This window comes from Bradyrhizobium sp. AT1, from assembly GCF_001590795.1.
Classification (GTDB): Bacteria; Pseudomonadota; Alphaproteobacteria; order Rhizobiales; family Xanthobacteraceae; genus Bradyrhizobium.
On record NZ_JXDL01000001.1, the window covers coordinates 4,997,055 to 5,023,248 of the forward strand.

Annotated in this window: 27 protein-coding genes and 1 tRNA gene; 13 read left to right on the forward strand and 15 right to left on the reverse strand. The window is 63.7% G+C overall.

Annotation, left to right across the window (positions count from 1 at the left end; genetic code table 11):
• The first annotated feature begins 27 nt into the window (after positions 1-27).
• Complete coding sequence (gene ggt / locus SE92_RS23195; protein ID WP_063198663.1) at positions 28-1,779, forward strand: gamma-glutamyltransferase; 1,752 nt, start codon at positions 28-30, stop codon at positions 1,777-1,779.
• Between the two features lie 26 nt (positions 1,780-1,805).
• Here the strand turns inward: ggt and SE92_RS23200 are convergent, their stop codons facing one another.
• Positions 1,806-2,471, reverse strand: a complete 666-nt coding sequence (locus tag SE92_RS23200) for a glutathione S-transferase family protein (protein ID WP_063198664.1) — start codon at positions 2,469-2,471, stop codon at positions 1,806-1,808.
• A 167-nt stretch (positions 2,472-2,638) separates the two neighbouring features.
• On the opposite strand from SE92_RS23200, the gene SE92_RS23205 reads away from it, so the two are divergent.
• From SE92_RS23205 to panE, 4 genes are all read left to right on the forward strand, one after another.
• Positions 2,639-3,235 carry a DUF2239 family protein gene (locus tag SE92_RS23205; RefSeq protein ID WP_157095631.1) on the forward strand — a complete coding sequence of 199 codons (597 nt, stop codon included), beginning with the start codon at positions 2,639-2,641 and terminating at the stop codon, positions 3,233-3,235.
• 90 nt (positions 3,236-3,325) lie between these two features.
• On the forward strand, positions 3,326-4,675 hold the full coding sequence (locus SE92_RS23210; protein WP_198172762.1) for an MATE family efflux transporter: 1,350 nt from the start codon (positions 3,326-3,328) through the stop codon (positions 4,673-4,675).
• An 89-nt stretch (positions 4,676-4,764) separates the two neighbouring features.
• The gene (locus tag SE92_RS23215; protein WP_063198670.1) at positions 4,765-5,373 is read left to right on the forward strand and encodes a 2-hydroxychromene-2-carboxylate isomerase; all 609 of its coding nucleotides are present in this window, start codon (positions 4,765-4,767) and stop codon (positions 5,371-5,373) included.
• Between the two features lie 108 nt (positions 5,374-5,481).
• Positions 5,482-6,405 (forward strand): 2-dehydropantoate 2-reductase, encoded by a 924-nt coding sequence (gene panE, locus SE92_RS23220; RefSeq protein ID WP_063203712.1) that lies wholly within the window; start codon positions 5,482-5,484, stop codon positions 6,403-6,405.
• Positions 6,406-6,490: 85 nt separating this feature from the next.
• Here the strand turns inward: panE and SE92_RS23225 are convergent, their stop codons facing one another.
• The 3 genes from SE92_RS23225 to SE92_RS23235 all read right to left on the reverse strand — a co-directional run bounded on the left by SE92_RS23225 (position 6,491) and on the right by SE92_RS23235 (position 9,912).
• Positions 6,491-7,084, reverse strand: a complete 594-nt coding sequence (locus tag SE92_RS23225; protein ID WP_063198671.1) for a c-type cytochrome — start codon at positions 7,082-7,084, stop codon at positions 6,491-6,493.
• A gap of 210 nt (positions 7,085-7,294) precedes the next feature.
• Positions 7,295-8,572 carry a PQQ-dependent sugar dehydrogenase gene (locus tag SE92_RS23230; RefSeq protein WP_063198673.1) on the reverse strand — a complete coding sequence of 426 codons (1,278 nt, stop codon included), beginning with the start codon at positions 8,570-8,572 and terminating at the stop codon, positions 7,295-7,297.
• Positions 8,573-8,925: 353 nt separating this feature from the next.
• Positions 8,926-9,912 carry an NAD-dependent epimerase/dehydratase family protein gene (locus SE92_RS23235; RefSeq protein WP_063198675.1) on the reverse strand — a complete coding sequence of 329 codons (987 nt, stop codon included), beginning with the start codon at positions 9,910-9,912 and terminating at the stop codon, positions 8,926-8,928.
• 140 nt (positions 9,913-10,052) lie between these two features.
• On the opposite strand from SE92_RS23235, the gene SE92_RS23240 reads away from it, so the two are divergent.
• The gene (locus SE92_RS23240) at positions 10,053-11,048 is read left to right on the forward strand and encodes a macro domain-containing protein (RefSeq protein ID WP_245324674.1); all 996 of its coding nucleotides are present in this window, start codon (positions 10,053-10,055) and stop codon (positions 11,046-11,048) included.
• Positions 11,039-12,028, forward strand: a complete 990-nt coding sequence (locus SE92_RS35130) for a DarT ssDNA thymidine ADP-ribosyltransferase family protein (protein ID WP_084251880.1) — start codon at positions 11,039-11,041, stop codon at positions 12,026-12,028. The genes SE92_RS23240 and SE92_RS35130 overlap by 10 nt, the downstream gene beginning before the upstream one ends.
• 109 nt (positions 12,029-12,137) lie before the next feature.
• Here SE92_RS35130 and SE92_RS23250 read toward each other — a convergent pair.
• A tRNA-Gly gene (locus SE92_RS23250) sits at positions 12,138-12,212 on the reverse strand.
• A 273-nt stretch (positions 12,213-12,485) separates the two neighbouring features.
• Between SE92_RS23250 and trxA the strand changes: the two genes are divergently transcribed.
• Together trxA and SE92_RS23260 are read left to right on the forward strand one after the other, a co-directional pair.
• A complete protein-coding gene (gene trxA / locus SE92_RS23255; RefSeq protein WP_063198680.1) occupies positions 12,486-13,409 on the forward strand; it encodes a thioredoxin in 924 nt (307 codons plus the stop codon).
• A 31-nt stretch (positions 13,410-13,440) separates the two neighbouring features.
• Positions 13,441-14,118, forward strand: a complete 678-nt coding sequence (locus SE92_RS23260; protein ID WP_063198681.1) for an LON peptidase substrate-binding domain-containing protein — start codon at positions 13,441-13,443, stop codon at positions 14,116-14,118.
• Positions 14,119-14,131: 13 nt separating this feature from the next.
• On the opposite strand, the gene SE92_RS23265 is transcribed toward SE92_RS23260, so the two are convergent.
• The 7 genes from SE92_RS23265 to SE92_RS23295 form a co-directional block, all read right to left on the reverse strand.
• The gene (locus tag SE92_RS23265; protein ID WP_063198683.1) at positions 14,132-16,633 is read right to left on the reverse strand and encodes an EAL domain-containing protein; all 2,502 of its coding nucleotides are present in this window, start codon (positions 16,631-16,633) and stop codon (positions 14,132-14,134) included.
• 184 nt (positions 16,634-16,817) lie between these two features.
• Entirely contained in the window at positions 16,818-17,396 is a 579-nt protein-coding gene (locus tag SE92_RS23270; protein WP_063198684.1) for a cytochrome b/b6 domain-containing protein, read from the reverse strand.
• An 89-nt stretch (positions 17,397-17,485) separates the two neighbouring features.
• Entirely contained in the window at positions 17,486-17,764 is a 279-nt protein-coding gene (locus SE92_RS23275) for a PepSY domain-containing protein (RefSeq protein WP_063198686.1), read from the reverse strand.
• Between the two features lie 243 nt (positions 17,765-18,007).
• Positions 18,008-18,820, reverse strand: a complete 813-nt coding sequence (locus SE92_RS23280) for an SDR family oxidoreductase (RefSeq protein WP_063198688.1) — start codon at positions 18,818-18,820, stop codon at positions 18,008-18,010.
• Between the two features lie 3 nt (positions 18,821-18,823).
• The gene (locus tag SE92_RS23285) at positions 18,824-19,270 is read right to left on the reverse strand and encodes a PaaI family thioesterase (RefSeq protein WP_063203713.1); all 447 of its coding nucleotides are present in this window, start codon (positions 19,268-19,270) and stop codon (positions 18,824-18,826) included.
• A complete protein-coding gene (locus tag SE92_RS23290; protein WP_063198689.1) occupies positions 19,267-20,070 on the reverse strand; it encodes a crotonase/enoyl-CoA hydratase family protein in 804 nt (267 codons plus the stop codon). Before SE92_RS23290 ends, SE92_RS23285 begins: the two co-directional genes overlap by 4 nt.
• Before the next feature lie 31 nt (positions 20,071-20,101).
• Complete coding sequence (locus SE92_RS23295) at positions 20,102-20,452, reverse strand: hypothetical protein (RefSeq protein WP_063198691.1); 351 nt, start codon at positions 20,450-20,452, stop codon at positions 20,102-20,104.
• Between the two features lie 105 nt (positions 20,453-20,557).
• On the opposite strand from SE92_RS23295, the gene SE92_RS23300 reads away from it, so the two are divergent.
• Positions 20,558-21,088, forward strand: coding sequence for a TetR/AcrR family transcriptional regulator (locus SE92_RS23300; RefSeq protein WP_063198693.1), 531 nt, complete (start codon positions 20,558-20,560; stop codon positions 21,086-21,088).
• Between the two features lie 59 nt (positions 21,089-21,147).
• Positions 21,148-21,345 carry a Trm112 family protein gene (locus tag SE92_RS23305; protein ID WP_063198695.1) on the forward strand — a complete coding sequence of 66 codons (198 nt, stop codon included), beginning with the start codon at positions 21,148-21,150 and terminating at the stop codon, positions 21,343-21,345.
• 204 nt (positions 21,346-21,549) lie between these two features.
• Here SE92_RS23305 and SE92_RS23310 read toward each other — a convergent pair whose 3' ends face one another.
• Complete coding sequence (locus SE92_RS23310; protein ID WP_063198697.1) at positions 21,550-22,770, reverse strand: ubiquinone biosynthesis hydroxylase; 1,221 nt, start codon at positions 22,768-22,770, stop codon at positions 21,550-21,552.
• A 153-nt stretch (positions 22,771-22,923) separates the two neighbouring features.
• On the opposite strand from SE92_RS23310, the gene tesB reads away from it, so the two are divergent.
• Positions 22,924-23,787, forward strand: a complete 864-nt coding sequence (gene tesB / locus SE92_RS23315; RefSeq protein WP_063203714.1) for an acyl-CoA thioesterase II — start codon at positions 22,924-22,926, stop codon at positions 23,785-23,787.
• Here the strand turns inward: tesB and SE92_RS23320 are convergent.
• Together SE92_RS23320 and SE92_RS23325 are read right to left on the reverse strand one after the other, a co-directional pair.
• Entirely contained in the window at positions 23,784-24,641 is an 858-nt protein-coding gene (locus SE92_RS23320; protein ID WP_063198699.1) for a DUF4339 domain-containing protein, read from the reverse strand. The genes tesB and SE92_RS23320 overlap by 4 nt on opposite strands.
• 32 nt (positions 24,642-24,673) lie before the next feature.
• Positions 24,674-25,570, reverse strand: a complete 897-nt coding sequence (locus SE92_RS23325; RefSeq protein ID WP_063198700.1) for a DUF4339 domain-containing protein — start codon at positions 25,568-25,570, stop codon at positions 24,674-24,676.
• Positions 25,571-25,816: 246 nt separating this feature from the next.
• On the opposite strand from SE92_RS23325, the gene SE92_RS23330 reads away from it, so the two are divergent.
• A complete protein-coding gene (locus SE92_RS23330) occupies positions 25,817-26,155 on the forward strand; it encodes a P-II family nitrogen regulator (protein ID WP_027535359.1) in 339 nt (112 codons plus the stop codon).
• Positions 26,156-26,194 lie beyond the last annotated feature (39 nt).

Here is a 26,194-nt window from a genome sequence, read left to right on the forward strand (position 1 = left end):
CTGGTTCGAAGCCACGGCGGAAGTGTGATGATGTCGTCATATTCGACACGGCGGAGATTTTTCGCCTTCATAGCCGCGCTGGCGTTTGGCTTGTCGCCAGCGGCCGCTCAGGACGCGCGGCAGGGCTATGTCCCGCCCGCTCGCGATGCCGTGCGCGCCGTCGCGGCCGAACACGGCATGGTCGTCGCGCAGGAGAAGATTTCCGCGCAGGTCGGTGCCGACATCCTGCGGCGCGGCGGCAATGCGATCGATGCTGCGGTCGCGACCGGCTTTGCGATGGCCGTGACCTATCCGCGCGCCGGCAATATCGGCGGCGGCGGATTCATGGTGATCCATTCCGCCGATCGCAATGAAGACGTCACGATCGATTACCGCGAGACCGCGCCGGCGGCGACCACGCCGCAGATCTTCCTCGGGCCCGACGGCAAGCCGGACGTCGCGAAATCGCGGGATTCCGCGCTTGGCATCGGCGTGCCCGGCACCGTCGCGGGTCTCGCCCTGGCATTGGAAAAATACGGCTCGGGCCAGTTCACGCTGGCGCAATTGCTCGAACCTGCGATCGCGCTCGCCCGCGATGGCTTCGTCGTCAGCGACGACATGGCCGATACGCTGCCGACCTGGCACCGGCGGCTGGCACGCTGGCCTTCGTCGACGAAAATCTTCTCGCGACCGGATGGCACACCGATCAGTGAAGGCGACATGCTGGTGCAGGGCGATCTCGCTGAAACGTTGTCTGCCGTCGCCGCGCAGGGGCCACGCGGCTTCTATGAAGGACCGGTCGCAGAGAAGCTCGCCAAGTCCGTGACCGATGCCGGCGGCATCATGACGCCGGCCGACTTGAAAGCCTATCAGCCCGTGATCCGCGCCCCGGTGCGCGGCAGCTATCGCGGCTACGACATCGTGTCGATGCCGTTGCCTTCGTCCGGCGGCGTCGTGCTGGTGGAGACGCTCAACATCCTCGAGGGCTTTCAGCTCGCCGATCTGAAGCAGGGATCGCCGGCATCGCTGCATCTCTTGATCGAGGCGATGAAGCGCGCCTATGCGGACCGCGCGCGCTATCTCGGCGATCCCGCCTTCGTCAAGGCGCCGATCGAGACGCTCACCGCGAAGGATTACGCCGCCAAGCTGCGCGCGGATATCTCCACCGATCGCGCCACGCCGTCGAAGGAGCTGGCTTCGGCGGCCCCCTCGCCGCGCGAGGGCAGCAACACCACCCATTTCTCGCTTGTCGATAGCCGCGGCAACGCCGTCAGCAACACCTACACGCTGAACTTCAGCTATGGCGTCGGCCTCGTCGCCGACGGCACCGGCGTGCTGCTCAACAATGAGCTCGACGATTTCACCGCCGCGATTGGCGCGTCCAACGCCTATGGCCTCGTCGGCTTCGAGGCCAATCTGCCCGGACCCGGCAAACGTCCGCTCTCGTCGATGTCACCGACTATCGTGCTCAAGAACGGCAAGCCGGTGCTGGTGACGGGCTCGCCCGGCGGCAGCCGTATCATCTCGACGGTGCTCCAGGTGATCGTGAACGTCCTGGACTACAAGATGGATGTTGCGGCCGCTGTCGCGGCGCCACGGCTGCATCACCAATGGCTGCCCGACGAAGTGCGCGTCGAGCGCGGCTTTCCCGACGATGTGTTACGCGAGCTGAAGGCGATGGGCCACACGATCCTCGAGCCGATGGGGCAGACGTCGGCCAATTCGATTCTCGTGACGCCGAACGGGCCGCTCGGTGCCCCCGATCTCCGCACGCGCGGCGCGGAAGCCGCGGGGCAGTAACCGCGTCGTTGCGGGCAACAGGTGGTCTACCGCCCCACCTGATACGGCCCGCCCTTCTCCAATGCGCGCGCATAGGCCGGCCGCGCGTGGATGCGCTCGAGGAAGGCCATCGCCTTGGGATGCCCCTGCTCGAGCCCGCCGCGGGCTTGAGCTGCTTCCAGCGGGAAGCTCATCTGGATGTCGGCTGCGGTGAATTCGTTGCCGGCGAACCACTCGCTCTTCGCAAGCTCGCCTTCCCAATAATCCATGTGCTGCTTGAGCTGAGGATTGACCAGCGTGGTCAGCGCCTGGTTCGAGACCTTGCGCACCAGCGGACGCAGCAGCGCGGGCGCGCGCTTCGGCATCAGCGTGAACAGGAGCTTCAGCAGCAGCGGCTGCATCGCCGACCCCTCGGCATAATGTAGCCAATAGGTGAAGCGCAGCCGCTCCGGCGTGTTCGGCGGCGGGATCAGCCGGCCGTTGCCGTAGGTCGCGACGAGATATTCGATGATCGCGCCCGATTCGGCGATGGTGTTGCCGTTGTCGGTGATGACGGGCGATTTGCCGAGCGGGTGGATGGCGCGCAGCTCCTTCGGCGCGCGCATGTCCGGCTGGCGCTGATAGCGCACGATCTCGTAGGGAACGCCCAACTCCTCGAGCAGCCACAGCACGCGCTGCGAGCGGGAATTGTTGAGGTGGTGAACGGTCAGCATCAGCGAGGTCCCCGGGGCTAGGCGTGGTGGCGAGGCGTGGTCGGTCGGCCGCGCCGTTCGTGCCAGCCCGGGAACGCAATGTCGAGCGGTCGGTGGGGGATATTTTCACCCGGGTATATTGACGCGCCAAATTTACCCGGGTATTAAATGGTCCGACGCTATCAAATATGGCAACGATTCCAATGCAGAAGATTTTCACCGCCTTCCAGGGGCCGCGCCGCCTGGTGTCCGGGTCGGCCGGCGAGGTCGCACTGGTCGTCAAGCGGGTGGCGCCACGACCAGACGAGGCCATCATCATCTTCGAGGATGCCACCGGCCGGCCGATCGACTTCGATCTGCGCGGCGGGGATCGCGAGGTACTGGCGCGGCTGACCAAGCTTGTCCCGCCTCCTGTCGAGGAGAGCACGCCGCCGAGCGAGCCGCGCGGCCGCGGCCGGCCGAAGCTCGGCGTGGTCGCACGCGAGGTGACGCTGCTGCCGCGGCACTGGGAGTGGCTGGGCGCGCAAGCAGGCGGCGCCTCGGTCGCGCTGCGCAAGCTCGTCGACGAGGCAAGGCGCGCGAGCGGCGACAAGGACCGCGAGCGGCAGGCACGCGATGCGGCCTATCACTTCATGTCGACCATGGCGGGCAACCTGCCGCAGTTCGAGGAAGCTTCGCGGGCGCTGTTCGCGGATGACCGGCGGCGCTTCACCGGACTGATTGCGGACTGGCCGACCGACATCCGCGACCACATCGTCAAGCTCGCCTACAGCGACCGCGCGTAACCCGCGCACCGCTCTTCACAACCCCATCGACGGCCGAGCCGCGCGCCTTGCGCGGCGACGGCTTCGCACGCCCTGATGAAAGACACATCCATGCCCACGACCAAACCGCTCTGGACCAGCTTCCTCCGCTTCCTCGCGCCCTTGATGCTGAGCAACGCGTTGCAATCGCTATTCGGCACCGTCAGCAACGTCTATCTCGGCCAGATGCTCGGCGTCGACGCGCTGGCGGCCGTCTCGGTGTTCTTCCCGGTGATGTTCTTCCTGTTCGCCTTCGTCATGGGCCTCAGCACCGGCGCGACCGTGCTGATCGGCCAGGCCTTTGGCGCGCGAGAGCACGACAAGATCAAGAGCATCGTGGGTACGACGCTTGCGATCGGCCTGTTGCTGTCTATTTCGGTCGCGCTGATCGGCGGGCTGTTCAGCCGTGAACTGATGACGGCGCTCGCCACGCCCGCGGACATCCTCGCGCCGGCCAGCGCCTATGCACGGATCATGCTGCTCACCATGCCGCTCGGCTTCGTCTTCCTGCTGATGACGGCGATGATCCGCGGCGTCGGCGACGCGCTCACGCCGCTGCTGGCGCTGGCGTTGTCGACCGCGATCGGCCTGATCCTGACGCCGATGTTGATCCGCGGGTCGTTCGGATTACCGGCGGCCGGCATCACCAGTCCGGCATGGGCAGCCGCCATCGCGAACGCGCTCACGCTGATTGCGCTGGCCGTCTATCTGCGGCGGAAGACGCACGCGCTCGCGCCGGACGCGGCATTGCTGCGTCACCTCCAGCTCGACGGCGCCATGCTCGGCAAGATTCTCGGCATCGGATTGCCGAGCGCCATCGGCATGGTGGTGATGGCGATCGCGGAGCTGGTGCTGCTCGGCCTCGTCAACGGCTTCGGGTCGGACGCCACCGCAGCGTACGGCGCTGTCAACCAGGTGATGGGCTACACGCAGTTCACGGCGATGTCGATTTCGATTGCAGTCTCGATCCTCGGCGCGCAGGCGGTCGGCAGCGGCGACAGAACCCGGCTCGATCACATCGTGCGGACCGGGCTCGCCTTCAACCTCGTCCTGACCGGCGGGCTGGTCGCGCTGATCTATCTCGTACCGCGTGCCGTGCTCGGCATCTTCATCACTGACAGCACCGTGCTCGATCTGGCGAAGCAGCTGCTCTTCATCGCCTTATGGAGCTCGGTGCCGTTCGGCCTCGCCACGGTGTTCTCCGGCGCCATGCGCGCGGCGGGCGTCGCGTTGACGCCGATGCTGCTCTCGATCTTCGCGATTGTCGCGATCGAGCTGCCTGCTGCGGTGATCCTGAGCCGCACGATCGGCCTTCAGGGCGTGTGGGCCGCCTATCCCATCGTGTTCTGCGCCATGTTCGTTTTGCAGATGGGCTATTACGTCCTGGTGTGGCGCAAACGGACGATCCGGCGGATGGTCTGATCCCCAGAATATTATGACCGTCATTAAACGGTGGACCTGTGCCGGATGCTGCGCCACAATGTGCGAAAGAGACGTCAGGGAGATCGAATTTGACCCGCACCGCCCCGCAATTCCTGTTCGATTTCGGCAGCCCGAACGCCTATCTCAGCCATCTCGCGATACCCGCGATCGAGCAGCGCATCGGCGTCAAATTCGAATATGTCCCGATCCTGCTCGGCGGCATCTTCAAAGCGACCAACAACAAGTCGCCGGCCGAGACGCTCGCCGGCGTCAAGAACAAGCGCGAGTTTCACGCTGTCGAGACCGAGCGCTTCATCAAGCGCTTCAAGGTCCAGCCCTATGTCTGGAATCCGCATTTCCCCGTCAACACGCTGAACCTGATGCGCACGGCGATCGCCGCGCAGCTCGAAGGTGTGTTCGAGGCATATGTCGAAGCCGCTTTCCACCACATGTGGCGCGAGCCGAAGAAGATGGACGACCCTGAAGTCGCGGCGAAGGCGCTGGCATCCTCCGGGCTCGATGCGCAAAGGCTGTTCGCCCGCGCCCAGGAGGCGGAGGTGAAGGGCAAGCTGATCAAGAACACCGAGGAGGCCGTGGCCCGCGGCGCGTTCGGCTCGCCGACCTTCTTCGTCGGCAACGAGATGTTCTTCGGCAAGGAGCAGCTGCGCGAGGTCGAGGAGATGGTGCTGGGAATGTAGTCCCCTTGTCGCGACAGAATGTGATCGCGGCAGCAATCTGGATTGCTTCGCTTCGTTCGCAATGACGACTATAGATGGTCCGCCAATAGCAACAAAAAGGAATATCGCATGCGTATCCTCGTGGTCGGCGCCGGCGCCATCGGCGGCTATTTTGGTGGCAGGCTGTTGCAGGCCGGCCGCGACGTCACCTTCCTGGTCCGGCCGCGCCGGGCCGGCGAGCTCGCCAGCGCCGGGCTCGTCATCAAGAGCCCGAACGGCGATGTGACCTTGAACAATCCGCCGATCGTGCAGGCCGACGCGCTCAAGGATAAGTTCGACGTCGTGCTGCTGAGCTGCAAGGCGTTCGACCTCGACGACGCCATCAAATCGTTTGCCGCGGCTGTCGGGCCGAACACTGCGATCATCCCGATGCTCAACGGCATGAAGCATCTCGACATCCTCGATGCCAGGTTCGGCAAGGAACGCGTGCTCGGCGGGCTCTGCGCCATCGCCGCGACCTTGAACGAGAAGCGCGAGGTGGTACAACTGCAGCCGATGCAGTCGATCAATTACGGCGAGCGCGACGGCAAGCTTTCGGATCGCGTCAAGGCGATCGACGAGGCCTTCAAGAGCGGCATCACCGGGGCCACCGCCAGCCAGAACATCATGCAGGACATGTGGGAGAAGTGGGTGTTCCTCTCCTCGCTCGCAGCGTCCACCAGCCTGATGCGCACCTCTGTCGGCAACATCCTTGCAGCCCCCGGTGGCCGCGATTTCCTGCTCGGCATGCTGGACGAGACCAGTGCGATCGCCGCCGCGTCGGGCTATACGCCGGGCGGGCCGTTCTTCGAGCGCGTCAAGGGCCTGCTCACCACCGAGGGCTCGCCGATGACCGCTTCGATGTTCCGCGACATCAAGGCTGGCCTGCCGGTCGAAGCCGACCACGTCATCGGCGACCTCATCGCGCGCGCCGACGCTGCGAAGGTGCCGGTGCCGAAGCTGCGCATCGCCTACACGCATTTGAAGGCGTATGAGAAGCAGCGGGCGGGGTAGGCAGCAGCTACACACTCCGCTGTCGTCCCGGACAAGCGAAGCGCAGATCCGGGACGACGAGCTGTGTTGACCGCTCGACCCCGCGCTATTTGAGATGCGCCAGATAGTGCGAGACGGCCGTGATTTCCTCGTCGCTCATGTGATAGGCGACATCGGCCATCGCGGCGACGCCGCCGCCGACGCGCTGGCCGGCTTTGTAGTCGTGCAGCGCCTTGACCAGATATTCTTCGCGCTGGCCGGCCAGCCGCGCGACTCCCTTGGTGCCGGCAAAGCTGTCGGTGTGGCATGAGGCGCAGCGGCGCCCGGCGGCAACTTGCGCACCTTTCTTCGACAGGTCCGGATCGCCGTCTTCCGCGCCCTTCGGCGGCGTCATTTGCGAGAAGTAGGCGCCGAAACCGCGGATGTCCTCGTTGGTCATCTCCTCGACGATCGGCTTCATCTGATCGTTCTTGCGCGAGCCGGCGCGGAAGAACACGAGCTGCCACTGGATGAACTGATCGGGCTGACCGGCGAGCGAAGGGATGTTCTCCGTCTGCGAAATGCCGTTCTCGCCGTGGCATCCGGAGCAGACGGAAGCCTTCTCCTTGATCGCGGAATTGTCGGCGGCCTGGGCCGGGATGAAGGCCGGCGCTGCGAGCAATAGCGCACCGATGGCGTACGACAAAAACTGACGGCGCATGATGAGGATTCCGATCTATCGAGCCTGTCATTCCGGAGCATGCGAAGGACGAGCTCCGATGCGCGATTGCGCATCCGAGAATCCATAACCCCCAGTCGGGGTTATGGGTTCCGGGCTTGCGCTGGCGCGCGGTCCGGAACGACAGTGAAAGACCTTGTCATAAAAGAGGCTGCGGCCGTCATCCGGTCGCAGCCTCTTCGCAACGTCGCGCTACTTCTTGCTGTAGCTGATGCGGTAGATCGCGCCGGCCCAGTCGTCGGCGACGAGGATCGAGCCGTCCTTGGCGAGGATGATGTCGTCGGGACGGCCGAGATAGCCCTGGTCACCCTCGATCCAGCCGGAGGCGAACACCTCCTGCTTGGGGTTCTTGCCATCAGGTCCGACGATCACGCGCATGATACGGCCGCCCTGGTATTTGTGGCGATTCCAGGAGCCGTGCTCGGCAATCAGGATGTTGTTCTTGTACTCGGCGGGGAATTGGTCGCCGGTGTAGAACTTCATGCCGAGCGGAGCGACATGGGCGCCGAGGTTCAGCACGGGCGGCGTGAACTCGGAGCATTTGTGGCCCATCGCGAACTTGTCGTCGGGCAGATTGCCCTGGTGACAGTAGGGATAGCCGAAATGCTCGCCGATCTTGTTGATCATGTTCAGCTTGTCTGAGGGCAGATCGTCGCTGATCCAGTCGCGGGCATTCTCGGTGAACCAGTATTTGCCGGTGCGCGGATCGACGTCGCCGCCGACCGAGTTGCGAACACCGAGCGCGTAGATTTCGGCGTTGCCGGTCTTGGGATCGACGCGCCGGATCTGCGAGACGCTGGTCGGCGGGATGCCGATGTTGAAGGGCGGTCCGAACGGAATGTAGAACCAGCCTTCCTTGTCGACCGCGATGTACTTCCAGCCATGCGCGGCATAGGACGGCATGTCGTCATAGACGACCTTGCCGTCGCCGAGCTTGTCGAGATTGGCCTCCGCATTGTCGTAGCGGATCAGCTTGTCGACGGCGATGACGTAGAGCGCGCCATCCCTGAAGGCGAGACCGGTGGGCATGTTGAGGCCCTTGAGGACGGTCTTGACCTCCTTCTTTCCGTTGTTGTCCTTGATGGCATAGACGTTGCCGAGGCCGAACGAGCCGACGAACAGCGTGCCCTTGTCACCCCAGGCCATCTGCCGCGCGGCCAGCACGCCCGAGGCATAGACCTCGATCTTGAAGCCTGGCGGCAGCTTGATCTTCTTGATGATGTTGGCGAGCTCGGCATCGGAGGCGCCGGTCGGCGGGCCCGAGGGCGGCGCGAGGCCCTTCTGCGCCTCGGTCTCGTCGCCCAGGAACCAATCATCCGGCGGATGGGTCCAGAACTCCTTGGTGCCGGATTCGTATTTCTTCAGCGGCTTGTTCTTGTCCTGCTGCGCATGGCCAACACTGGTTCCCGCAAGAAGGGCAACCGCTGCAAGCGCCAGAACGGATTGAAAGACGGATCGATGGAATTTCATCGCGTCACTCCCCTAAGGCAGCCGTCAGGGCTGCGCGTTATTTTATTTTGCTAGTCGAGAGGCGAAGTTTGGGGTCTGCCGAGAAGCAGACGCAAAAAGGCTAGCACATCTGCGAGCGCTGAGAAGGGCGTCGCGTACGCTGCGGTTGCGCTCAATAAAAATTGAGACGGAATGTCAACGAGGGAAACGCGGCGACGGCAGCGTTCTCGCTGCAACGCGGAATAAAGCCAGTCAAAGGGCCTCAAACAAAAAATGCGAAAACAACCCCATGCACAGTAGAACGGCGCAGGTTGCGCTGCCCGGGATCGACCAGACAGGCACTTGACCCGTCGAGCAAAACATCATCGCGGTGCTCAACTGGCGACCGGGTAGGGTCCGTCGTCGAACACCGTGTCATGATAGCCCTTGGCGCCGATCTCGCGGGCCAGCACGCTGCGAAAATCGCAGCCGTCGCGCAAGGCTCTCAGCGCATGCGCGAAGTCGAATTCAGGCCGCCAGCCGAGCTCACGCCGCGCGCGCTCGTTGACATAGACGCGGTCGATCTCGCGGAAGAGCCGCCAGCCGCGCGCCGCATAGAGTTGCGCGCACTCCGGATAGAGCTCGCGCACGACGCCGGCCGCATCGCGCGCGAGCGCTTCGAGATGTCGCGCTTCGAACGGGCTGGTGGCGGAAATGATGTAACAGCCAAAACCGATCCTTGGCGCGCGCTCGACGGCAAGCAGATGGGCACTCACCGCATCGGCAATATCCAGCCGGCGATAGAGCAGCTCGTTGGCCTGCGCGTTCTCCAGTCCGTAAGCCGACCGCATCGCGGGATCGTCGTCGTCCTCCGGAAAGAAACGCGAGGTCCGCAACACCACCACCGGCAGTCCGCGCTCGCGGAAGAACAGCTCGCATAGCGTCTCCGCCATCAGCTTGGTCGTGCCGTAGATGTTCTTCGGGATAGGCGGCAGGTCCTCGGTGACCCACACCGCTGCCTGTCCGGCCCCGGGCCGAAGCTGCGAGCCGAACGCGCTGGTGGTGCTGGTAAAGACGAAGCTCGTCACACCAGCCGAAGCGGACGCCTCGAGCAGATTGAGCGTGCCAGTGACGTTGGTGTCGACGAAGTCCTGCCTGGTGTGGGTCGCCACATGCGGCTTGTGCAGCGTCGCGGTGTGGATCACGGCAGTGACGCCGGCCATCTGGCCGCGCACGAAATTGGGATCGACGATCGAGCCGACGGCATCGGTGAAGGGCGATGGCTTCAGGTCGATCCCGCGCGCGGCGGAGCCGCGATCGCGGAGCGTCCGGAGAATGGCCTCGCCAAGATGACCCGCGCTGCCGGTGACTAGGATTGTCATGTTACATCTATAAATTTCAGAGTAACCGCGGACGTAGTAGCTGCGATAGAACTAAGCGGGTAGATAGCCGGAAACGCGAGCTGGTTAAGGCCTGATTTTGCAGTGCAGCACGCTGTTCTAACTTTGTTCTTTACAAAGCCGTGAAATTCTGGTTGATTGTATCGATTCGTCCGATGGTCGCTGTTACTCCACAATCCGCCGCCACTTGCGATTTCACCGGGAAGCCTATGCTCATTTATCGCCGCACGAGTCTCCTCGAGTCCACGGCCCAGACGCTCGTCAACACCGTCAACTGCGTCGGTGTCATGGGCAAAGGAATTGCAAAGGACTTCAAGGACCGCGAGCCAGAGATGTTCGCGGCCTACAAACGGATTTGCGATAAGCAGCTGTTGGCGCCAGGTAAACTATGGCTCTGGCGGGAATCGAGTCAGTGGGTCCTAAACTTTCCGACGAAACAGCATTGGCGCAATCCGTCGAAGCTTGAATGGATTGATGCCGGCCTGAAGAAGTTTGTCCAGAACTACCAGAAGCTTGGCATAACCGAGATTTCTTTCCCTCGCCTCGGATGCGGCAACGGTGGCCTCGATTGGGAAACGGTTCGACCGTTGATGGAGGCACATCTCCATAAGTTGCCAATCCAAGTCTATATTCACGACTTTACGGTACCGATCGGGCTACCAGAACACATGGAGGAGATCGCCGATCAGCTAAAGAATGAGCACGTGGGGCATAACTCCTTCGACGATTTCCTTGGTGCGATCAGGAAAGTTGTCGAAGTCGGAGTCGACAAGCTTGTCAACATCGAGACGAATGCGCCCCTTAAGGCCTCGGTTACTGAAGACGACGTGTTGACGGTAAAGACAGATGAAATGACCTGGAGCTTCGAATCTGAAGATCTTATGGGAGCTTGGGTAGGCCTACAACGCGGCTTGCTGACCCGAGAAAAAGCCGCGTGGTCGAAAGAAGGGGCCGGTGATACGCTGTTATCTATCTTGAGCGTTCTACCGCAAGTTCGCCCCGTCCAGATTCAACCGATCAATCATTCGTCCCCTGAGGTCGCTCTCGAATATCGTCGTGGGCGCAGCAGCGCTGTTACACCCGCGTCCAAACCTCAACTTGAACTCGCATGGCGCTAACGCTTGATTTTATTAATGCACACATTGCTAAGTGGGAGCTGGCACTAGCCAAGCCCTTCTACCCGTATCGCGCCAAGTGGCCCGGTCGTCTATTTCATCACGCTCCGATTCAAAACGCAGTAAAAATCCTCTTAGACGGAAATCTGCGGTCGCGCGATGATCCCGCGAACGCGAAAGAACTAGACGTGGCTGCGCCGGACGTCATCGCCACAAGAGGCGCGGCGCATAGCTTCGCGCGACTGTATTTCCGTCCGCGAACACCAACCCAATGGCACATTGAGGGCATTCGCAAGCAAGGCGAGTGCAAGTGGGAGGGGGCTCACGCACCAATTCTGGTGATGATGGTCTTTAGTGCGCAGACGGTGCTGTCATTACAGAACATAAAGTTCTGCGATCGCAATATGCAGATCGGTAGTGCCGATCCGGGCGACAGCGAAGACTATTTCAGCAAGATTCCATTCGACAAGGTATTTCACGAAGGGGGGACTGGTGGCGATCACTCGATCATTGAACATCGCTGCGCAGAGGTACTAGCCACTTCACCGCTCCCTCTAGCAGACCACCTTCAGTGGATTTACTGTCGAACCGACGCGGAAAAGCAGACCTTGCTTCACCTAATGGGAGACAAGGGGAAGCATTGGGCTCAGAAGATTTTGATCTCCAACGATTTACTCGTTTTCGAACGAAAGTATGTTTTCGTAGAGGAAGTTTCTTTGGCTTCCGATGGAGTGGTGTTTAAGCTCAGCCCCCGATACGATTCCCAAAACGTAAGCGTCACGGTCAAAGCTTGGGATCGCAGCCAAAAGCAGATTGTAAACTTTTCCAACTCGTCGCTCTCTGCGCGACCTGCGCCGCCCAGCGCGGCGCTTCGCTGGAAGACACCCGGAGCATTTCCAAACGGGACTTACCTCGTCGAGATTGAGTTGGAAGGTCATTTGGCATTCAAGGACAAACTGAGCATCGGCGGCTTCCTCGTCTAGTTTTCGAACTAGACAGGTCCATCATATGCTTGCAGAGGTCACGGCATGGCCCCCGACCATGACCCCATCGACGGATGGCCAGAACGTGGCTGGACGCTTGGGAGAAAATTGGAGCGGGCGAAGGGGCTCGAACCCTCGACCCCGACCTTGGCAAGGTCGTGCTCTACCACTGAGCTACACCCGCATCCTGTGTCGGTCGCGTGACGCGCCGGCAACGGCTGTCGTATGCCAAAAGCGGGAGGGGAATGCAACAGCTACGGGCGGCATAGATTGGCATTCGGGGACGCTATTTGGACCCCGGATGCGGCCAAACCGCCCGAAAAGGCCCCGGAACTGCCGAATCGGCCGCGGTGGATTGAAATTCGGCCCAATCGGCCCAATTTAGGAGCCGACAACAAGCATATGAAATGGCGGCATGCTAAGAGCCGCCATTCCGGACATCAGACGAGGGGATCCCGTGACGATCATCGACCAGGGTAACGGAGCCGCAAACCCGGCTGCGGCCGATCTGATCAAGGACACCACCACCCAGACCTTCGTGAAGGACGTCATCGAGGAATCGAAGCGCCAGCCGGTGCTGATCGACTTCTGGGCGGAGTGGTGCGGCCCCTGCAAACAGCTCACCCCCATCCTGGAAAAGGCGGTCAAGGCCGCCAAGGGCAAGGTCAAGCTGGTCAAGATGAACATCGACCAGCACCCGGCGATTCCCGGCCAGATGGGCATCCAGTCGATCCCGGCCGTGATCGCCTTCGTCAACGGCCAGCCGGCCGACGGCTTCATGGGCGCGGTGCCCGAGAGCCAGCTCAATGCCTTCATCGAGAAGCTGACCAAGGGCGTGACCGCGCCGGGTGAGCCGAACATCGCCGAGATCCTGCAGGAGGCCGAGGCCGTGCTCGCCGAGGGCGACGCCGCGGCTGCCGCGCAGATCTATGCCGAAGTGCTTCAGTACGATTCGACCAACATCGCCGCGCTCGCGGGTCTGGCAAAATGCTACACCGTCTCCGGCGCGATGGAGCAGGCCAAACAGACGCTGGCCATGGTGCCGGAATCCAAGCGCAACGACCCCGCGGTGAAGGCCGTGCAGACCGCGATCGATCTCGCCGAGCAGGCCCAATCGCTCGGGCCGGTCGCAGAGCTGGAACAGAAAGTCGCCGCAAACCCGCTCGATCATCAGGCCCGATTCGACCTGGCGACCGCGCTCAACGCGAAAGGCGACCGCGCCGCTGCGACCGCGCAGCTGCTTGAGATCGTCAAGCGTGACCGCAAATGGAACGACGACGGCGCCCGCAAGCAGCTGGTGCAGTTCTTCGAGGCCTGGGGCGGCACGGATGATGCAACGGTCGAGGGACGCAAGCGTTTGTCGACGATCCTGTTTTCGTAAGACACAGGCTGGCTGAGTCAGCGGGGACCAGATGCCGATCAACATCGAATATCGCGGGCCCGCCGATCTCCCGGAGATCATTCCGGTGTTTCCGCTGCCGGGCGCATTGCTGCTGCCCCGCGGCCAGATGCCGCTCAACATCTTCGAGCCGCGCTACCTCGCGATGGTCGACGATTCCTTTCGAGACGGCCATCGCCTGATCGGCATGATCCAGCCTGACGTCACGCACTCGCCGAAGAATTCCGACAAGCCGACGCTGTTCCGCGTCGGTTGCGTCGGCCGCATCACCCAGCTCGCCGAATCCGGCGACGGCCGCTACATCCTCGAGCTCACCGGCGTCTCGCGCTTCAGGGTGATCGAAGAGCTCGAGGTGCTCACCGCCTACCGGCAATGCAAGGTGGACTTCTTCGCCTACGTCGATGACTTCACCGCGCGCATGGGCGAGGACCAGGTCGACCGCGAGGCGCTGCTGGCCGTGCTGGCGGACTTTCTGAAGGCCAACAATCTCAAGGTCGACTGGGAAGGCGTCGAAAGCGCGCCCAATGAAGCCCTGGTCAACGCGCTGGCGATGATGTCGCCCTATGGCCCCGCGGAGAAGCAGGCCATGCTGGAGGCGCCGGACCTGAAGACCCGCGCCGAGATCCTGATCGCCGTCACCGAGATGGACCTCGCCAAGAAGCGCACCAGCGGCGATCCACCGCTGCAGTGAGGGTCTATTCCAGTCAGGCGGCGCAGATGGCCGCCTCGGCCTTGCGCTGCGCGGATTGCCCGATCCTGGAGGGCTGCATGGGTCGGCTGAAATAGTAGCCCTGCGCCTCCGCGCATCCCTCTTCGCGCAGAACGGCCAGCTGCTCGGCGGTTTCGACGCCTTCGGCGGTCGTCGTCTTGCCGAGGCTGACCGCGAATGCGACCACGGCGCGGGCGATCCGGTGCGCCTCTTTCCTCTCGCTGGCGAGCTCGTTGACGAAGCTGCGGTCGATCTTGACCTTGTCGAATGGAAATTTCTGCAAGAAGCTCAGTGACGAATAGCCCGTGCCGAAATCGTCGAGGGCAATTCGCACGCCGAGCTCGCGCAGCTGTCCGAGAGCCGCGAACACCGCCTCGCTGTCATGCATGATGACCGTCTCGGTGACCTCGAGCTCGAGCCTTTGCGGATCGATCCCCGAGGCCGCGAGGGCGCCGATGATGATGGAGACGAGCTCCTTGCTTCTGAACTGCGCAGGCGACAGGTTGATCGCGATCGTCAGGTCGGAAGGCCAGTTGGCAGCCTCCGCGCACGCCGCCCGCAACACCCATTCGCCAATGGGCAGGATCAGGCCGGTTTCCTCCGCGAGCGGAATGAACTCGCCGGGCAGGACCAGGCCTCGCTCGGGGTGGTGCCACCGCAGCAGCGCCTCATAGCCGCATGTTCGTCCGCTCTCCACACTCACGAACGGCTGGTAATGGAGCTCGAATTCGCCCAGCGCCAGCGCCTCTCGCATATCCTTTTCCAGGTTGCGCCGGACATGCATCAGCTGGTCCAGCTCCGGCTCGAAGAAACGGAATGCGCCGCGTCCGCCGCCCTTCGCCGCGTAGAGGGCGAGATCGGCACTCTTGAGAATGACATCGGAATCGGCGCCGTCGCGGGGCGCAACGGCTATGCCGATGCTGGCTCCCACCGTGACCTGATGGTCGCCGAGGTCGAAGGGCTCGCACAGCGCGGTCTTGATCGTCTCGGCGAGAGCGGCCGCCTCCGCGCCGGGATTCGTCACATAGTCCACGACGGCGAACTCATCGCCGCCCAGCCGGGCAATCAACGTCGTTTCCCTGCTGCACTGACGCAAGCGCGTTGCGACCGCACGCAACAGCGAATCGCCCGCCGGATGCCCAAGCGTGTCGTTGACCTCCTTGAAGCGGTCGAGATCGAGCATGAGGACCACCAGATGGAGGTCTCCATCGCGCGTGCTGGCAAAGGCCTGATCCAGACGCGCCCTCAGCAGCACGCGATTTGGCAACCCGGTCAGCGCGTCATGCTGCGCCATATAGGCGATCTTGGCTTCGGACCGGCGTTGCTCCGTGACATCGAGATGGGTCGCCACCCAGCCGCCGCCGGCCATCGGCTGCCGCGTCACGCAGATCAACCGGCCATCGGAGAACTCGTCGATCCGGATCGAAACCGCATTGACGGGCAGGGCATCGAGCTTCGAGATCAGCTGCTCGGCGGCGACGTCGCTGGCATCGCCCTTGAGCCTGCCGCTGATGATGCGATGCCTGATGATGTCGCCATGCGGCGTGCCTGCGCGCAGCAGCTGCGGCGGCAGACGGTACAGATTGGCGTAACGCTCGTTGCAGATCACGAGCCGCTTCTCCGCATCGAACATGCAGAGGCCCTCGACCATATGGTTGATCGCCGTATCAAGCCGCAGCGTCTGCTCCCGCAATTCGTGCTGCGAATCTTCGAGCTGCTGCCGGGCGTCCGAAAGCTGGCTGATGATCTCCTCGAACCTGGCGGTTCTGCTTGCCAGGCGACGGTCGGCCAGCACGCCGATCAGGCTCATGCCCAGCACGGACAGTGCGACACCGGCAATCGCAAGCGCGAGCACGCCCGGAGACAGCGACAGCGCGTCGGTCGGGCGCGTGGGATCCGGCGTGATGTGCACGGCACCCATCGCCGTGAAATGATGCGATATGATGGCAAGCGTCAGCAGGACTGCCGCCGCGAGCGTTCCCCGGTAGTTCCGGTACTTGATCGCGACAGCCAGGGCGGCATAGCCGAAGCACATGCCCAGAATGATCGAGACCAGGACGAGGTCCGGCGACCATGCGACGCGGCCCGGCACTTCGAGGGCCCACATGCCGAGATAGTGCATGCTGGCAATGCCGCCGCCGACGATGACGCCGCCTGTCCCCGCGCGCCATCGGCCGGAATCGCCGGCCGCGACGCCGAAGCCCACCGACGTCAGCAGCATTGCGGTCGCCAGCGAAAGCGATGTCAGCACGAGGCCGTAGCCGGTCGCAACGCCCGGCTCGTAGGCGAGCATGGCGACGAAATGCGTCGCCCAGATGCCGTATCCGATCGCAGCGCCGGCTATCGCGATCCAGATCAGGCGCGTTCTTGCGCGCGCCGCGATCGCTCGATGGAAAATGCTGACCGCGACAATGCTCGCGACGAAGCAGACCACACAAGCGAGCACGACGAGCCGAAAATCATGCTCGACGGTAAGGCAAGACAAGACGCGAAACATTCCAGGCTGCTCCATCGGCAACGTTGCCGATTTAAGAACGGGCCAATCGCGTTGATTTTGTGCCGTGGCTGATTGGATGCTTATCGACGCATTAAGCTCATCGTCTCAATTTGAAATGTCGCAGCCGTCCGCGCATGACGGTGCCGCGCCGCAAAGCGCCTCAGCGGTGATCGGCGGCGAACATCTAGGGGCGGTTGCGAATGTGCTTGCGGCCGGTGAGCATTGCGCGGATCAGATTCTCGCGCTGGAGAATCCCCATCAGCAGCACGCCGACCACGTGCAGCACGACCAGGACGATGACCGCATCCGACGAATAATGGTGGGTGTCTTCGACCCACCAGACACCGAAGAAGGTGACGGTGACCGACATCGCCCCCGTGATCGTCGAGACTGCGAGCGAGACCAGCAGCGCCACCAGCATCAACGTGCCCGCGGGATTGAGTCCGATATAGCGGCCGGTGATGCCGCGGCGCAGATTCCAGAGATAGCCTGGCGCGGCCCGGAGCCTGACCCTGATCATGCGGAAGCGCGAATAGCGGCTTCCCCAAAAGCCCCAGACGAGCCGGAAGGCCAGAAGTCCGAGCACCGCATAGCCGACGATGCGGTGAAGCCGATCATAGACGGTGGGCGTGAACCACGCGGCCAGAACGCAGGCCGCGAGAGCCCAGTGCCAGAGGCGCAGCGGGAGGTCCCAGACGGCGACCGTCCGCGAAGCGGGTCGGTCCGCGGGGGTCCTGCCGGACACCCCGCGCGGTTCTGGCATCGCTTCTTCAATCAAGCAAAGACCATCCTCGAGTCCGGCTTTGCGCGGTCGCGCTACCTGACGATTTACCTGACGATTTACTTGGCGATTTACTTGGCGATCGTGTGCTTCAGGCTGAGATCTTCGGGGCTGTAGAACAGCTCGTAGAGCTTGCCTTCCTTGACGCCGTAGACCTCGTAGCAGGAGCCTTCGATCTTGGAGCGCCGCACTTCATAACCGAGCGCCTTGGCCTTGGCTTCGGCCTCGCTGGCCGGCTTCCACGACGCCTTGTCGAGCTTGGTGCAGTCCTTGAAACCGTCGGCCATGGCCGCCGACCCCATGCCGATCCCGACCGTCAATGCAATGGCAACAACACGAATGACCTTCACGAACGTCTCCTCCTCTGTCGTGCGCGCTACGCGAGGTGCGAAGCGGAACTGAAGGAAGCAAAGAGGGTGGTGAAGTCAATCGGTGACGGGCGTGGTCTGCTTTAGATAAGTTCTATTGTTGTGTTTAGAGTGGTTCTAACAAGAGCGAAAACGCGAGCGCTCTCTGCGGAGAATGCGGGTTCGGCCGACCAGTGCGGCCTTACGCCTCACGGTCCGGATAAACGGCCGGCCTCACCAGCCGCGTTACGCCGCGCCTCGCATTGCCGGATAGTTGTGCTGCAGCCAGTCCGTCCAACGGAGACGTCCGCGCACACCCTGGCTGACGACGAAGCCCATGTCGCGCGCCTTCGCCTCGGACAGGCCGATTGGCAGGATCTTCCGGCGCAGTTGCCTTGCATCCCGGTATTGGCTGGCAAAGGCAACGAGATCGAGAGCTTCGGGGCCACCGATCTCCGCACGCACGCCGCGCTTCCCATCGAACGCGCAGGTCATGACGTGATCGGCGACATCCGATGTATCGACGGGATTGAACAGCGTGGTCGGCACCGGCCATACCGGGAGCCAAGCGAGGCTCGAGAGCAATTTGTCGAGCAGGTAATAGAACGGCATCGCGCGAACGATGGACCAGGACAAAGCCGAGGCACGCACCAGTCGTTCGCCAGCGAGCTTGATCCGTGCGTAGGGCAGGGTTGCCTGCTCGAGCCCGACGATCGAAACATGCAGGACGTGTTGCACCTCGGTTTGCCCGCGGAGCGACAGCAGCCGCTCCGTTCCCTCGACGTCCACGGCGGAGGGCGATCTGAAGAAATCGATCGGACGAACGCCGCCGCGCCGTGCGATCGGCGAATAGGTCGCCGCATTGATCACCGTATCGACGCCATGCAGGGCGTGCCGCAACCCCACGCCGGTGGCGAGATCGCCTGTGGCCCATTCGACGTCCGTCCGTAGGCCGGGCGATCGTGCAAACACCCGAACGCGACGTCCGTCGCGAACCAGGCGATCGACGATATCCCGACCGAGGTGCCCTGTACCTCCGGTGACGAGCGTCAGCGCCATGATTCAACTCCCGTCGATTTTGCGCGACGGCTCGCCAGTGGGGACGAGCACGGTCTCGCCTGTCGCGACGAGGGTCAACGCATCTTGCTCATCGGCCGCGAACAGTTCGGCGCGGGCGAACACCTGCCTGCGCCCTGCGCGGAGCGTCGTTCCCTTGGCGAGGAAGGAGCGACCGATGGCCGGCCTCAGGCAGCTCATCGAGAAATGCGATGCGGTGACCGCGCCCACGAGCGTTGCTGCGGCGAACCCGCAGGCCGTGTCGAGCAGGGCCGCGATCAGGCCGGCGTGGAGATGCCCGGAATACTGGGTGAGCTCGTCGCGCCAATTCATGCGAATGGTCGCCTCGCCCTTGCCGGCCGCAACAACGTCGAAGCCCGCGGCGCGGTTGAACGCCGCGGACGCGTTGACCGCCTCGAGCGCTGGGAGGTCGAATCCGTGCGGCACGCTCATGCGCGGCTCCATCGTGGGGTGCGGCCTTCGAGGTTGCTCCTGACCGCCTCGACATGATTGGCGGAGCCGAGCAGCGCCGCCTGTTGGGCAGTCTCCACGACGAGACCGGTTGCCACCTGGCAAGTTGCGGACAGGTTGAGCAGCCGCTTGGCGGCACGGATCGCATCAGGGCTGCGGCCAGCAATCTCACGCGCCGTTGCCAGTGCCGCGGCCACGGGATCATCGACGAGCCGCGTTGCAAAGCCGTAGGTAACCGCTTCGTCGGCCGAGAAAACGCGACCCGTATAGGTCAGCTCACGCACGATATCCTCGCGCGCGAGATGGCGCATCAATTGCGTGCCGCACATATCCGGCACCAGACCCCATTTCGTCTCGATCACCGCGAGCTTCGTATCGGGCGCGAGGTAGCGCAGGTCGGCGCCGAGCGCGAGCTGGAAGCCTCCGCCGAAGGCAATGCCGTGCACCGCTGCGATCACGGGCACCGGCAGCTCGCGCCAGAGCCAGACGAGGTGCTGGGCATAATTCGCGACGCCGTGGGTTCGCTGCGTCAGGTCCACGGGCGGAAGCAGCGGCTCGCCGCGCGTCGTGGCGACAAGGCGCTCCAGGTCGAGGCCCGCGCTGAATGCGCGTCCCTCGCCGGAGAGCACGACGGCCCGAATCTCCGGGCTATCGCGCAGGTCTGCGCCGGCTTCGATGAGCGCCGCGAACATCGCGGGATCGAGCGCATTCATCTTGTCCGGACGGTTCAGGCGGACGTGGGCCACATCATCCACGACAGTCACACGGACGCGATCAGTCATCGTGCTCCTCCTTTGACGCGGACCGGCAGCCTCAATATCCGGCGACCGCCAGCGCGACCACGGCCGCGAGAGCCTTCCAGCCGAAGCCGCGTCCGCGCGACCACCACGCGTTGGCGACGGCCGCAAAGCCGTAGACCGCGACGATGGTCGCAACGATCCAGTGCCGTGCGCTGTCCGATCCCAGCATGGGCGCCGCAAGCAGCAGCACGCCGCCGCCGATCCAGGCGACCGTCCCGGCCTGCCAGACCAGGCGGATCAGCATGCGCAGGCTTTCCGGGGTGATGGTCGCCCTGGCGAACACCTTGGTTTCGCCCAGCACGCCATGGATCAGGGCGACCACGATCCCCGCGACCCCAGCACATTGCAGCAGCAGATCACGCATCGGCAGACCTCGCCTCCTCCATCCATACAGTGCTGTATGGAGAGATAGGCGCTGGCTTGGAGGCTGTCAATACACTAGTGTATGGTCCAATCCCGGGAACCCGACATGACCGACCAGCTTTCCGCCGACGACTGGATCAAGGCAGGCCTGAAGGCGCTTGCCAAAAGCGGCTTCACCGCGCTCAAGGCCGACCCGCTGGCAAAGGCCATGGGCGTGTCGCGCGGCAGCTTCTACTGGCATTTCGCCGATCTCGGCGCATTCCAGGCCGCCGTCCTGAAGCGCTGGCGCGAGATCGCGGCGGAGCAGATCATCGCCGACGTCGAGGCCGCCGGCGACGAGCCGTTGAAGGCGCTGCTGCGCCGGTCGTTCGGCGCGCGGCTCGATCTCGAACGCGCGGTGCGTAACTGGGCGGCCTTCGACGCGGCGGCGCAAGCGGCCGTGCGCGCCATCGACCGCCGCAGGCTCGACTATATCGAAGGGCTGCTGGGAAAGCGCGGGCTCGCGCCGGCGACCGCACAGGCGCGAGCCCAGATCCTGTACTGGACATTCCTCGGCTTCGCCCTGTCGGGCGCTCCGGTGCCCGCAGCGCGGCTGCAGGCGCTGCTCGACGAGATCTTCGCGATGGTCTCCGCGTGAGCCCGCAATGGGCGGACACGAATTTCTGTGCTAGAGGCAGCCGACCGCCGGAGACCCCGATGAACACGCCAACCGAACGCCCCGAAAACACCGTCGATCCCAAGCTGCTGGAAATTCTGGTCTGTCCGCTGACCAAGGGGCCGCTGGAATTCGATGCCGCAAAGCAGGAGCTGATTTCGCGCAGCGCCAAGCTCGCCTATCCGATCCGCGACGGCATCCCGATCATGCTGCCGGAAGAAGCGCGCAAGATCGATTGAGGATGGAGCGCGATGGTCGCTCTACAAGCTCAGTGTCGTCCCTGCGAACGCGGGGATCCATAACCACAGCAAGTGGTTGTAGGCCGAGCTGGTAACTCCGAGTCGTCGCCAAACTCTTGCTGCGGCGTATGGGTCCCGGATCGGCGCGCGCTTAAGGCGCGCTTGTCCGGGACGACAGCGGAGGGTGTCGCGCCGGCGCCCGTCCTACAACGCCTCGCCCTTCAGCAACCTTGGCACCTCGCCGGTGAGCCCGGCGGCCTGGCGGATGAAGAGGTTCTTCAGCGGGGGAGCGCGGTCGACGAGGCCGAGGCCGATGTCGCGGACGGTGCGCAGCAGCGTCGACTGGTTCGAGAACAGGAAGTTCAGCGAGTTGGTGGCAACGCCCATCGCCATGGTGTCGAAGCGGCGCCAGCGCTGGTAGCGCTCGAGCACGTCGGCACCGCCGAGATCCATGCCGAGCCGTGCGGCATCGACGACGACTTCGGCCAGCGCGGCGACATCCTTCAGGCCCATGTTGAGGCCCTGGCCCGCGATGGGGTGGATGACATGGGCGGCATCGCCGACCAGCGCGAGGCGGGTGGCGATGAAGGAGCGCGCGACGAAATAGGACAGCGGGAAGGCGCGCGGCTTGTCGAGCGCCTTGACCTCGCCGAGATGCAGGCCAAAACGCTGTTCGAGCTCGGCGTGAAATTCCTCATCGCTGAGCGCAACGATGCGCGCGGCTTCGGCCCTGCGCTCCGTCCACACCAACGAGGAGCGCTTGCCCGAGAGGGGCAGGATCGCGAAGGGACCTGCCGGCAGGAAGTGCTCTTCGGCGCGGCCCTCGTGATCGCGCTCATGGCCGACGGTGACGACGATGCCGGCTTGGTCATACTCCCAGCCATGGGTCGGAATGCCCGCACGCTCGCGCAATTTCGACCGCGCGCCGTCCGCGGCGACCAGGAGACTGGCGGCGATCACGCTGCCGTCGCCGAGCGTCACATCGATACCCTCGGCGCGCGCGTCATAGGACGCCACGGTGGTGGCGCGCAGATCGATGCCTTCCGCCTCGGCGCGCGCCGTCAGCGCGTCGATCAGGCGGCGGTTCTCGACCATATGCGCAAACGGCTCGCCCGGCGCGACATCGCCGGCGAAGTTGAGGAACACCGGGCGGGTGGCGTCCTCCAGCTTGGAATCGGTGACGACCATGTCGAGGATCGGCTGCGCCTCGGCCCTGACGTCGTCCCAGGCGCCGATCGCCTCGAACAGGCGGCGGCAGGCCGCCACGATCGCGGTGGCGCGGGGGTCCCGGCTCGGCCGCGTGCTCAGCGCGGGATCGGCGACGATGACGGGAATCTCGGGGCCTAGCCCCTGGCGTAACGCCAAGGCCAGTGCGAGGCCGGCAAACGCGCCGCCGCCGATGACAATGCTACCCTGTACCGACATACCCAAATTCCCGGTCAAATCCTGGTCTTGCTAGCAGACTTGAGCTGGGCGAAACAGTGCGGTGAAACAAGGGCGGAACGGCCTCGTTCCCGCCATTCCGGGTTCATCGCTGGTGCGATGCCCCGGAATGACCAGACAATCGAAAGTACCATCATGTCCAAGGGCCTGATCGACCTCATTGCGATCCTCGACCTCGAACAGCTCGAGGTGAACCTGTTCCGCGGCAACAGCCCGAAGACGAGCTGGCAGCGCGTGTTCGGCGGCCAGGTGATCGGGCAGGCGATGGTCGCGGCCTGCCGCACCGTCGAGGGCCGGCTGCCGCATTCCCTGCATTGCTATTTCATTCTGCCGGGCGATCCGCAGATCCCGATTATCTACCAGGTCGAGCGCCTGCGCGACGGCAAGAGCTATTCGACCCGCCGCGTCACCGCGATCCAGCACGGCAATGCGATCTTCTCCATCATGGTTTCGTTCCACACCGAGGAAGAAAGCGCGTTCGATCACCAGGACACGATGCCCGATGTGCCGCCGCCGGAGAAGCTCACGGCGGAGGAGGTGGCGAAGCAGCCGATGTTCAAGGAGATGCCGGAGTTCATCCGCCGCTACTACGAATCCGACCGGCCGATCGAGCTGCGTCCCGTCGAGCTCGGCCGCTATTTCGGCCAGAAGATCGACGACGGCCGCATCCATGTCTGGATCAAGACCGCGGCCACGCTGCCGGATGACCCGGCGCTGCACATGTGCGCGCTCGCCTATGCCTCGGACTTCTCGCTGCTGGATGCGATCATGGCGCGCTATGGCCGCACGCTGTTCGACAAGCGCATGATGCCCGCAAGCCTCGACCACGCGATGTGGTTTCACCGCCCGTTCCGCGCCGACGAATGGCTGCTCTACGTCCAGGATTCGCCGAGCGCGCGCGGCGGCCGCGGCCTCACGCGCGGCTCCATCTTCAAGCCCGACGGCACGCTGATCGCCTCCGTCGCGCAGGAAGGCTCCGTGCGCGAGCGCAAATCTTAGGTCGTTGCCGGCCGCTCGACGAGCTCGAATTGCGTCATGGTCCAGGTGAAGTACCAGCGCAGCAGCCACGGAATCGGGATGATCAGAAGGCACCCGAAAGCGAATGCCAGGGTTCGCCAGAGCAGTTGCAGGCCGGTGCCGACGAAGATCATCTCGCGCCGTGTTCCCTCGATGTTGCGGCAAATCCAGCGCATCCATGCGGCCATGACCCAGGCCCAGCCGATGATCGTGAACATGGCGACAAACATCAGGAGCTGCCAGCCGATGAAGGCCCAGGGGCTGCCGTTGAATGTCATCGGAATCGGCTGACCGTTCGAGCTGACATTGGCGACAACCCAGCGCATGACCATCCAGGACAGGAAGGCCTGGAGCGGAATCGAGGCAAGCTGAAGCAGGTCGTCGACGAGACCTGCATAGCCCGCGAGCGCCAGGGCGATGAAGACGTACCAGATATCGCCGACCTGGCCCGTGAAGCTGATATTCGGTCGCTGCGGAACGTGGATGCGCGGGAACAGCCAGCGGTAGTAGCCGGTGGCGGTCCAGGGCGCCGGAACAACGAGAGCGTTGCCGACCACCAGCAGGATGCACCATCCCAGGAACGACCACAGCGGCAAGTCCACCGACAGCGGGCTTCGCACGTCGCCGCCCGAAGCCAGCGCCGGTGAGGCGCCGGGCAGGAGACCGGGCAGGAGACCGGGAACGGCGCCGGCCTTTTGCCAGCCGGCCATCCCTTCGCTCCAGACCAGCGTGTCTGACCGCACGATTCCCTGTGCGATCAGATCGCGAAACTGGGCCTCCGGAAACGGCCCCTTCTGCTGGCCCTCGGCGGCGTGAAACCAGATTCGATTCGACATCTCGTCTGCTCGCTACCGAAAGCCGCCAGCCGTCACATGGCCGCCTGCGACCCGCGCGGCGCGAGAACGGTCTGCGACGCGAACCAGTTCATGATCCAGCGATAGACCCACGGAATGGGAATGATCAGGCTGCACAGGATGGCAGCGACGATGCCGCGCCAGAGAATGTCGAGACCAGAGCCCTTGAACACGATCTCGCGCCGCGTGCCCTCGATGCTGCGGCAGAACCAACGCATCTGGGCTGCGGCGACCCAGGCCCAGCCGATGATGGTGATGATGGAAATCGCGAACAGCAGATTCCAGCCGACATAGGCCCACACCGTACCGGTGAAGCTGAGGCCCAGCGGCTGCCCGTTGGAAGCGAGGTTTGCGATCATCCATTTGATCAGGAGCCAGTAGAGCACGATCTGGACGATGAACAGCAGATTGCTCAGAATCTGGCTACCGACGAAGCCGATCGCGATGGCGAGAACGATGAAGCCGAAGAACCACGGCACCAGCGTCATCGCGCTGCCGGTGAAGCTGAGATTGGGCCGGCCGGGGACCTTCACGCAGGGCACGATCCAGTTCATGTACCAGACGAACAGCCACGGCACGGGGATCACGAAGCACGAGCCGATCACGAGCACGAGCGTGCGCCAAGTGAACTCGAGGATGCCGAAATCGACCGCCAGCGATCCCGCGGCGCCGCCGCCGCCGGCATAGCCGCCGGAGCCCATCATCGGCGGTCCGCCCGCCGGAATCATCGGCGGCGCGCCGCCGCCTCCGACCAGGCCGGGGATTTCGCCAGCCTTCTGCCAGCCGGTCATGCCTTCGGTCCACACCAGCGTATCCGGGCGCACGACGCCCTGGGCGACGAGGTCGCGGAATTGCCCTTCCGGAAAGGGCCCCTGCTGCTTGCCCTCGGATGCGTAGAACCAACTCGCCATGAAGCGTCCCCTCAAAATACTTATGTACCGCTTGGCAGGCCCGGGTTCACCGCATCCATGCCAAAAATGCATTGTGAAGGATGAACGGTTGCCCTGTACAGAGGCGGCCGTTCACATGACCGCCCTTGGCCAAACGTTTTTCCGCTTCAATCTGCAACTTTTTTATGCCATTTGCCCGGAAAGATGCCAGATTGACGCAGCGCCGGGGACATACGGCGCGGCGCATCCCGGGGAATAGGCCTGACCATGAAACTCGTCGTCGCGATCATCAAACCCTTCAAGCTCGACGAGGTCCGCCAGGCCCTGACGGCGATCGGCGTCCACGGCATGACCGTGACTGAAGTGAAGGGTTACGGCCGCCAGAAGGGCCATACCGAAATCTATCGCGGCGCCGAATATGTCGTGAACTTCCTGCCCAAGCTGCGCATCGAGATCGCGGTCGCCTCCGACATCGCCGACAAGGCCGTCGGGGTGATCACCGCCTCCGCGCGCACCGGGCAGATCGGCGACGGCAAGATCTTCGTCACGCCGATCGACCACGCGCTGCGCATCCGCACCGGCGAAACCGACAGCGACGCGCTCTAACAATACTGATCTAACGATCGCACCGGGCAACGACGCCGA

What these genes read in the sequence shown, in the direction of transcription:
- ggt (WP_063198663.1), top strand. Translation starts at nt 28, where the DNA reads ATGATGTCGTCATATTCGACACGGCGGAGATTTTTCGCCTTCATAGCC.
- SE92_RS23200 (WP_063198664.1), bottom strand. Translation starts at nt 2,471, where the DNA reads ATGCTGACCGTTCACCACCTCAACAATTCCCGCTCGCAGCGCGTGCTG.
- SE92_RS23205 (WP_157095631.1), top strand. Translation starts at nt 2,639, where the DNA reads ATGGCAACGATTCCAATGCAGAAGATTTTCACCGCCTTCCAGGGGCCG.
- SE92_RS23210 (WP_198172762.1), top strand. Translation starts at nt 3,326, where the DNA reads ATGCCCACGACCAAACCGCTCTGGACCAGCTTCCTCCGCTTCCTCGCG.
- panE (WP_063203712.1), top strand. Translation starts at nt 5,482, where the DNA reads ATGCGTATCCTCGTGGTCGGCGCCGGCGCCATCGGCGGCTATTTTGGT.
- SE92_RS23225 (WP_063198671.1), bottom strand. Translation starts at nt 7,084, where the DNA reads ATGCGCCGTCAGTTTTTGTCGTACGCCATCGGTGCGCTATTGCTCGCA.
- SE92_RS23230 (WP_063198673.1), bottom strand. Translation starts at nt 8,572, where the DNA reads ATGAAATTCCATCGATCCGTCTTTCAATCCGTTCTGGCGCTTGCAGCG.
- SE92_RS23235 (WP_063198675.1), bottom strand. Translation starts at nt 9,912, where the DNA reads ATGACAATCCTAGTCACCGGCAGCGCGGGTCATCTTGGCGAGGCCATT.
- SE92_RS35130 (WP_084251880.1), top strand. Translation starts at nt 11,039, where the DNA reads ATGGCGCTAACGCTTGATTTTATTAATGCACACATTGCTAAGTGGGAG.
- SE92_RS23260 (WP_063198681.1), top strand. Translation starts at nt 13,441, where the DNA reads ATGCCGATCAACATCGAATATCGCGGGCCCGCCGATCTCCCGGAGATC.
- SE92_RS23265 (WP_063198683.1), bottom strand. Translation starts at nt 16,633, where the DNA reads ATGTTTCGCGTCTTGTCTTGCCTTACCGTCGAGCATGATTTTCGGCTC.
- SE92_RS23270 (WP_063198684.1), bottom strand. Translation starts at nt 17,396, where the DNA reads ATGCCAGAACCGCGCGGGGTGTCCGGCAGGACCCCCGCGGACCGACCC.
- SE92_RS23280 (WP_063198688.1), bottom strand. Translation starts at nt 18,820, where the DNA reads ATGGCGCTGACGCTCGTCACCGGAGGTACAGGGCACCTCGGTCGGGAT.
- SE92_RS23285 (WP_063203713.1), bottom strand. Translation starts at nt 19,270, where the DNA reads ATGAGCGTGCCGCACGGATTCGACCTCCCAGCGCTCGAGGCGGTCAAC.
- SE92_RS23290 (WP_063198689.1), bottom strand. Translation starts at nt 20,070, where the DNA reads ATGACTGATCGCGTCCGTGTGACTGTCGTGGATGATGTGGCCCACGTC.
- SE92_RS23295 (WP_063198691.1), bottom strand. Translation starts at nt 20,452, where the DNA reads ATGCGTGATCTGCTGCTGCAATGTGCTGGGGTCGCGGGGATCGTGGTC.
- SE92_RS23300 (WP_063198693.1), top strand. Translation starts at nt 20,558, where the DNA reads ATGACCGACCAGCTTTCCGCCGACGACTGGATCAAGGCAGGCCTGAAG.
- SE92_RS23305 (WP_063198695.1), top strand. Translation starts at nt 21,148, where the DNA reads ATGAACACGCCAACCGAACGCCCCGAAAACACCGTCGATCCCAAGCTG.
- SE92_RS23310 (WP_063198697.1), bottom strand. Translation starts at nt 22,770, where the DNA reads ATGTCGGTACAGGGTAGCATTGTCATCGGCGGCGGCGCGTTTGCCGGC.
- tesB (WP_063203714.1), top strand. Translation starts at nt 22,924, where the DNA reads ATGTCCAAGGGCCTGATCGACCTCATTGCGATCCTCGACCTCGAACAG.
- SE92_RS23320 (WP_063198699.1), bottom strand. Translation starts at nt 24,641, where the DNA reads ATGTCGAATCGAATCTGGTTTCACGCCGCCGAGGGCCAGCAGAAGGGG.
- SE92_RS23325 (WP_063198700.1), bottom strand. Translation starts at nt 25,570, where the DNA reads ATGGCGAGTTGGTTCTACGCATCCGAGGGCAAGCAGCAGGGGCCCTTT.
- SE92_RS23330 (WP_027535359.1), top strand. Translation starts at nt 25,817, where the DNA reads ATGAAACTCGTCGTCGCGATCATCAAACCCTTCAAGCTCGACGAGGTC.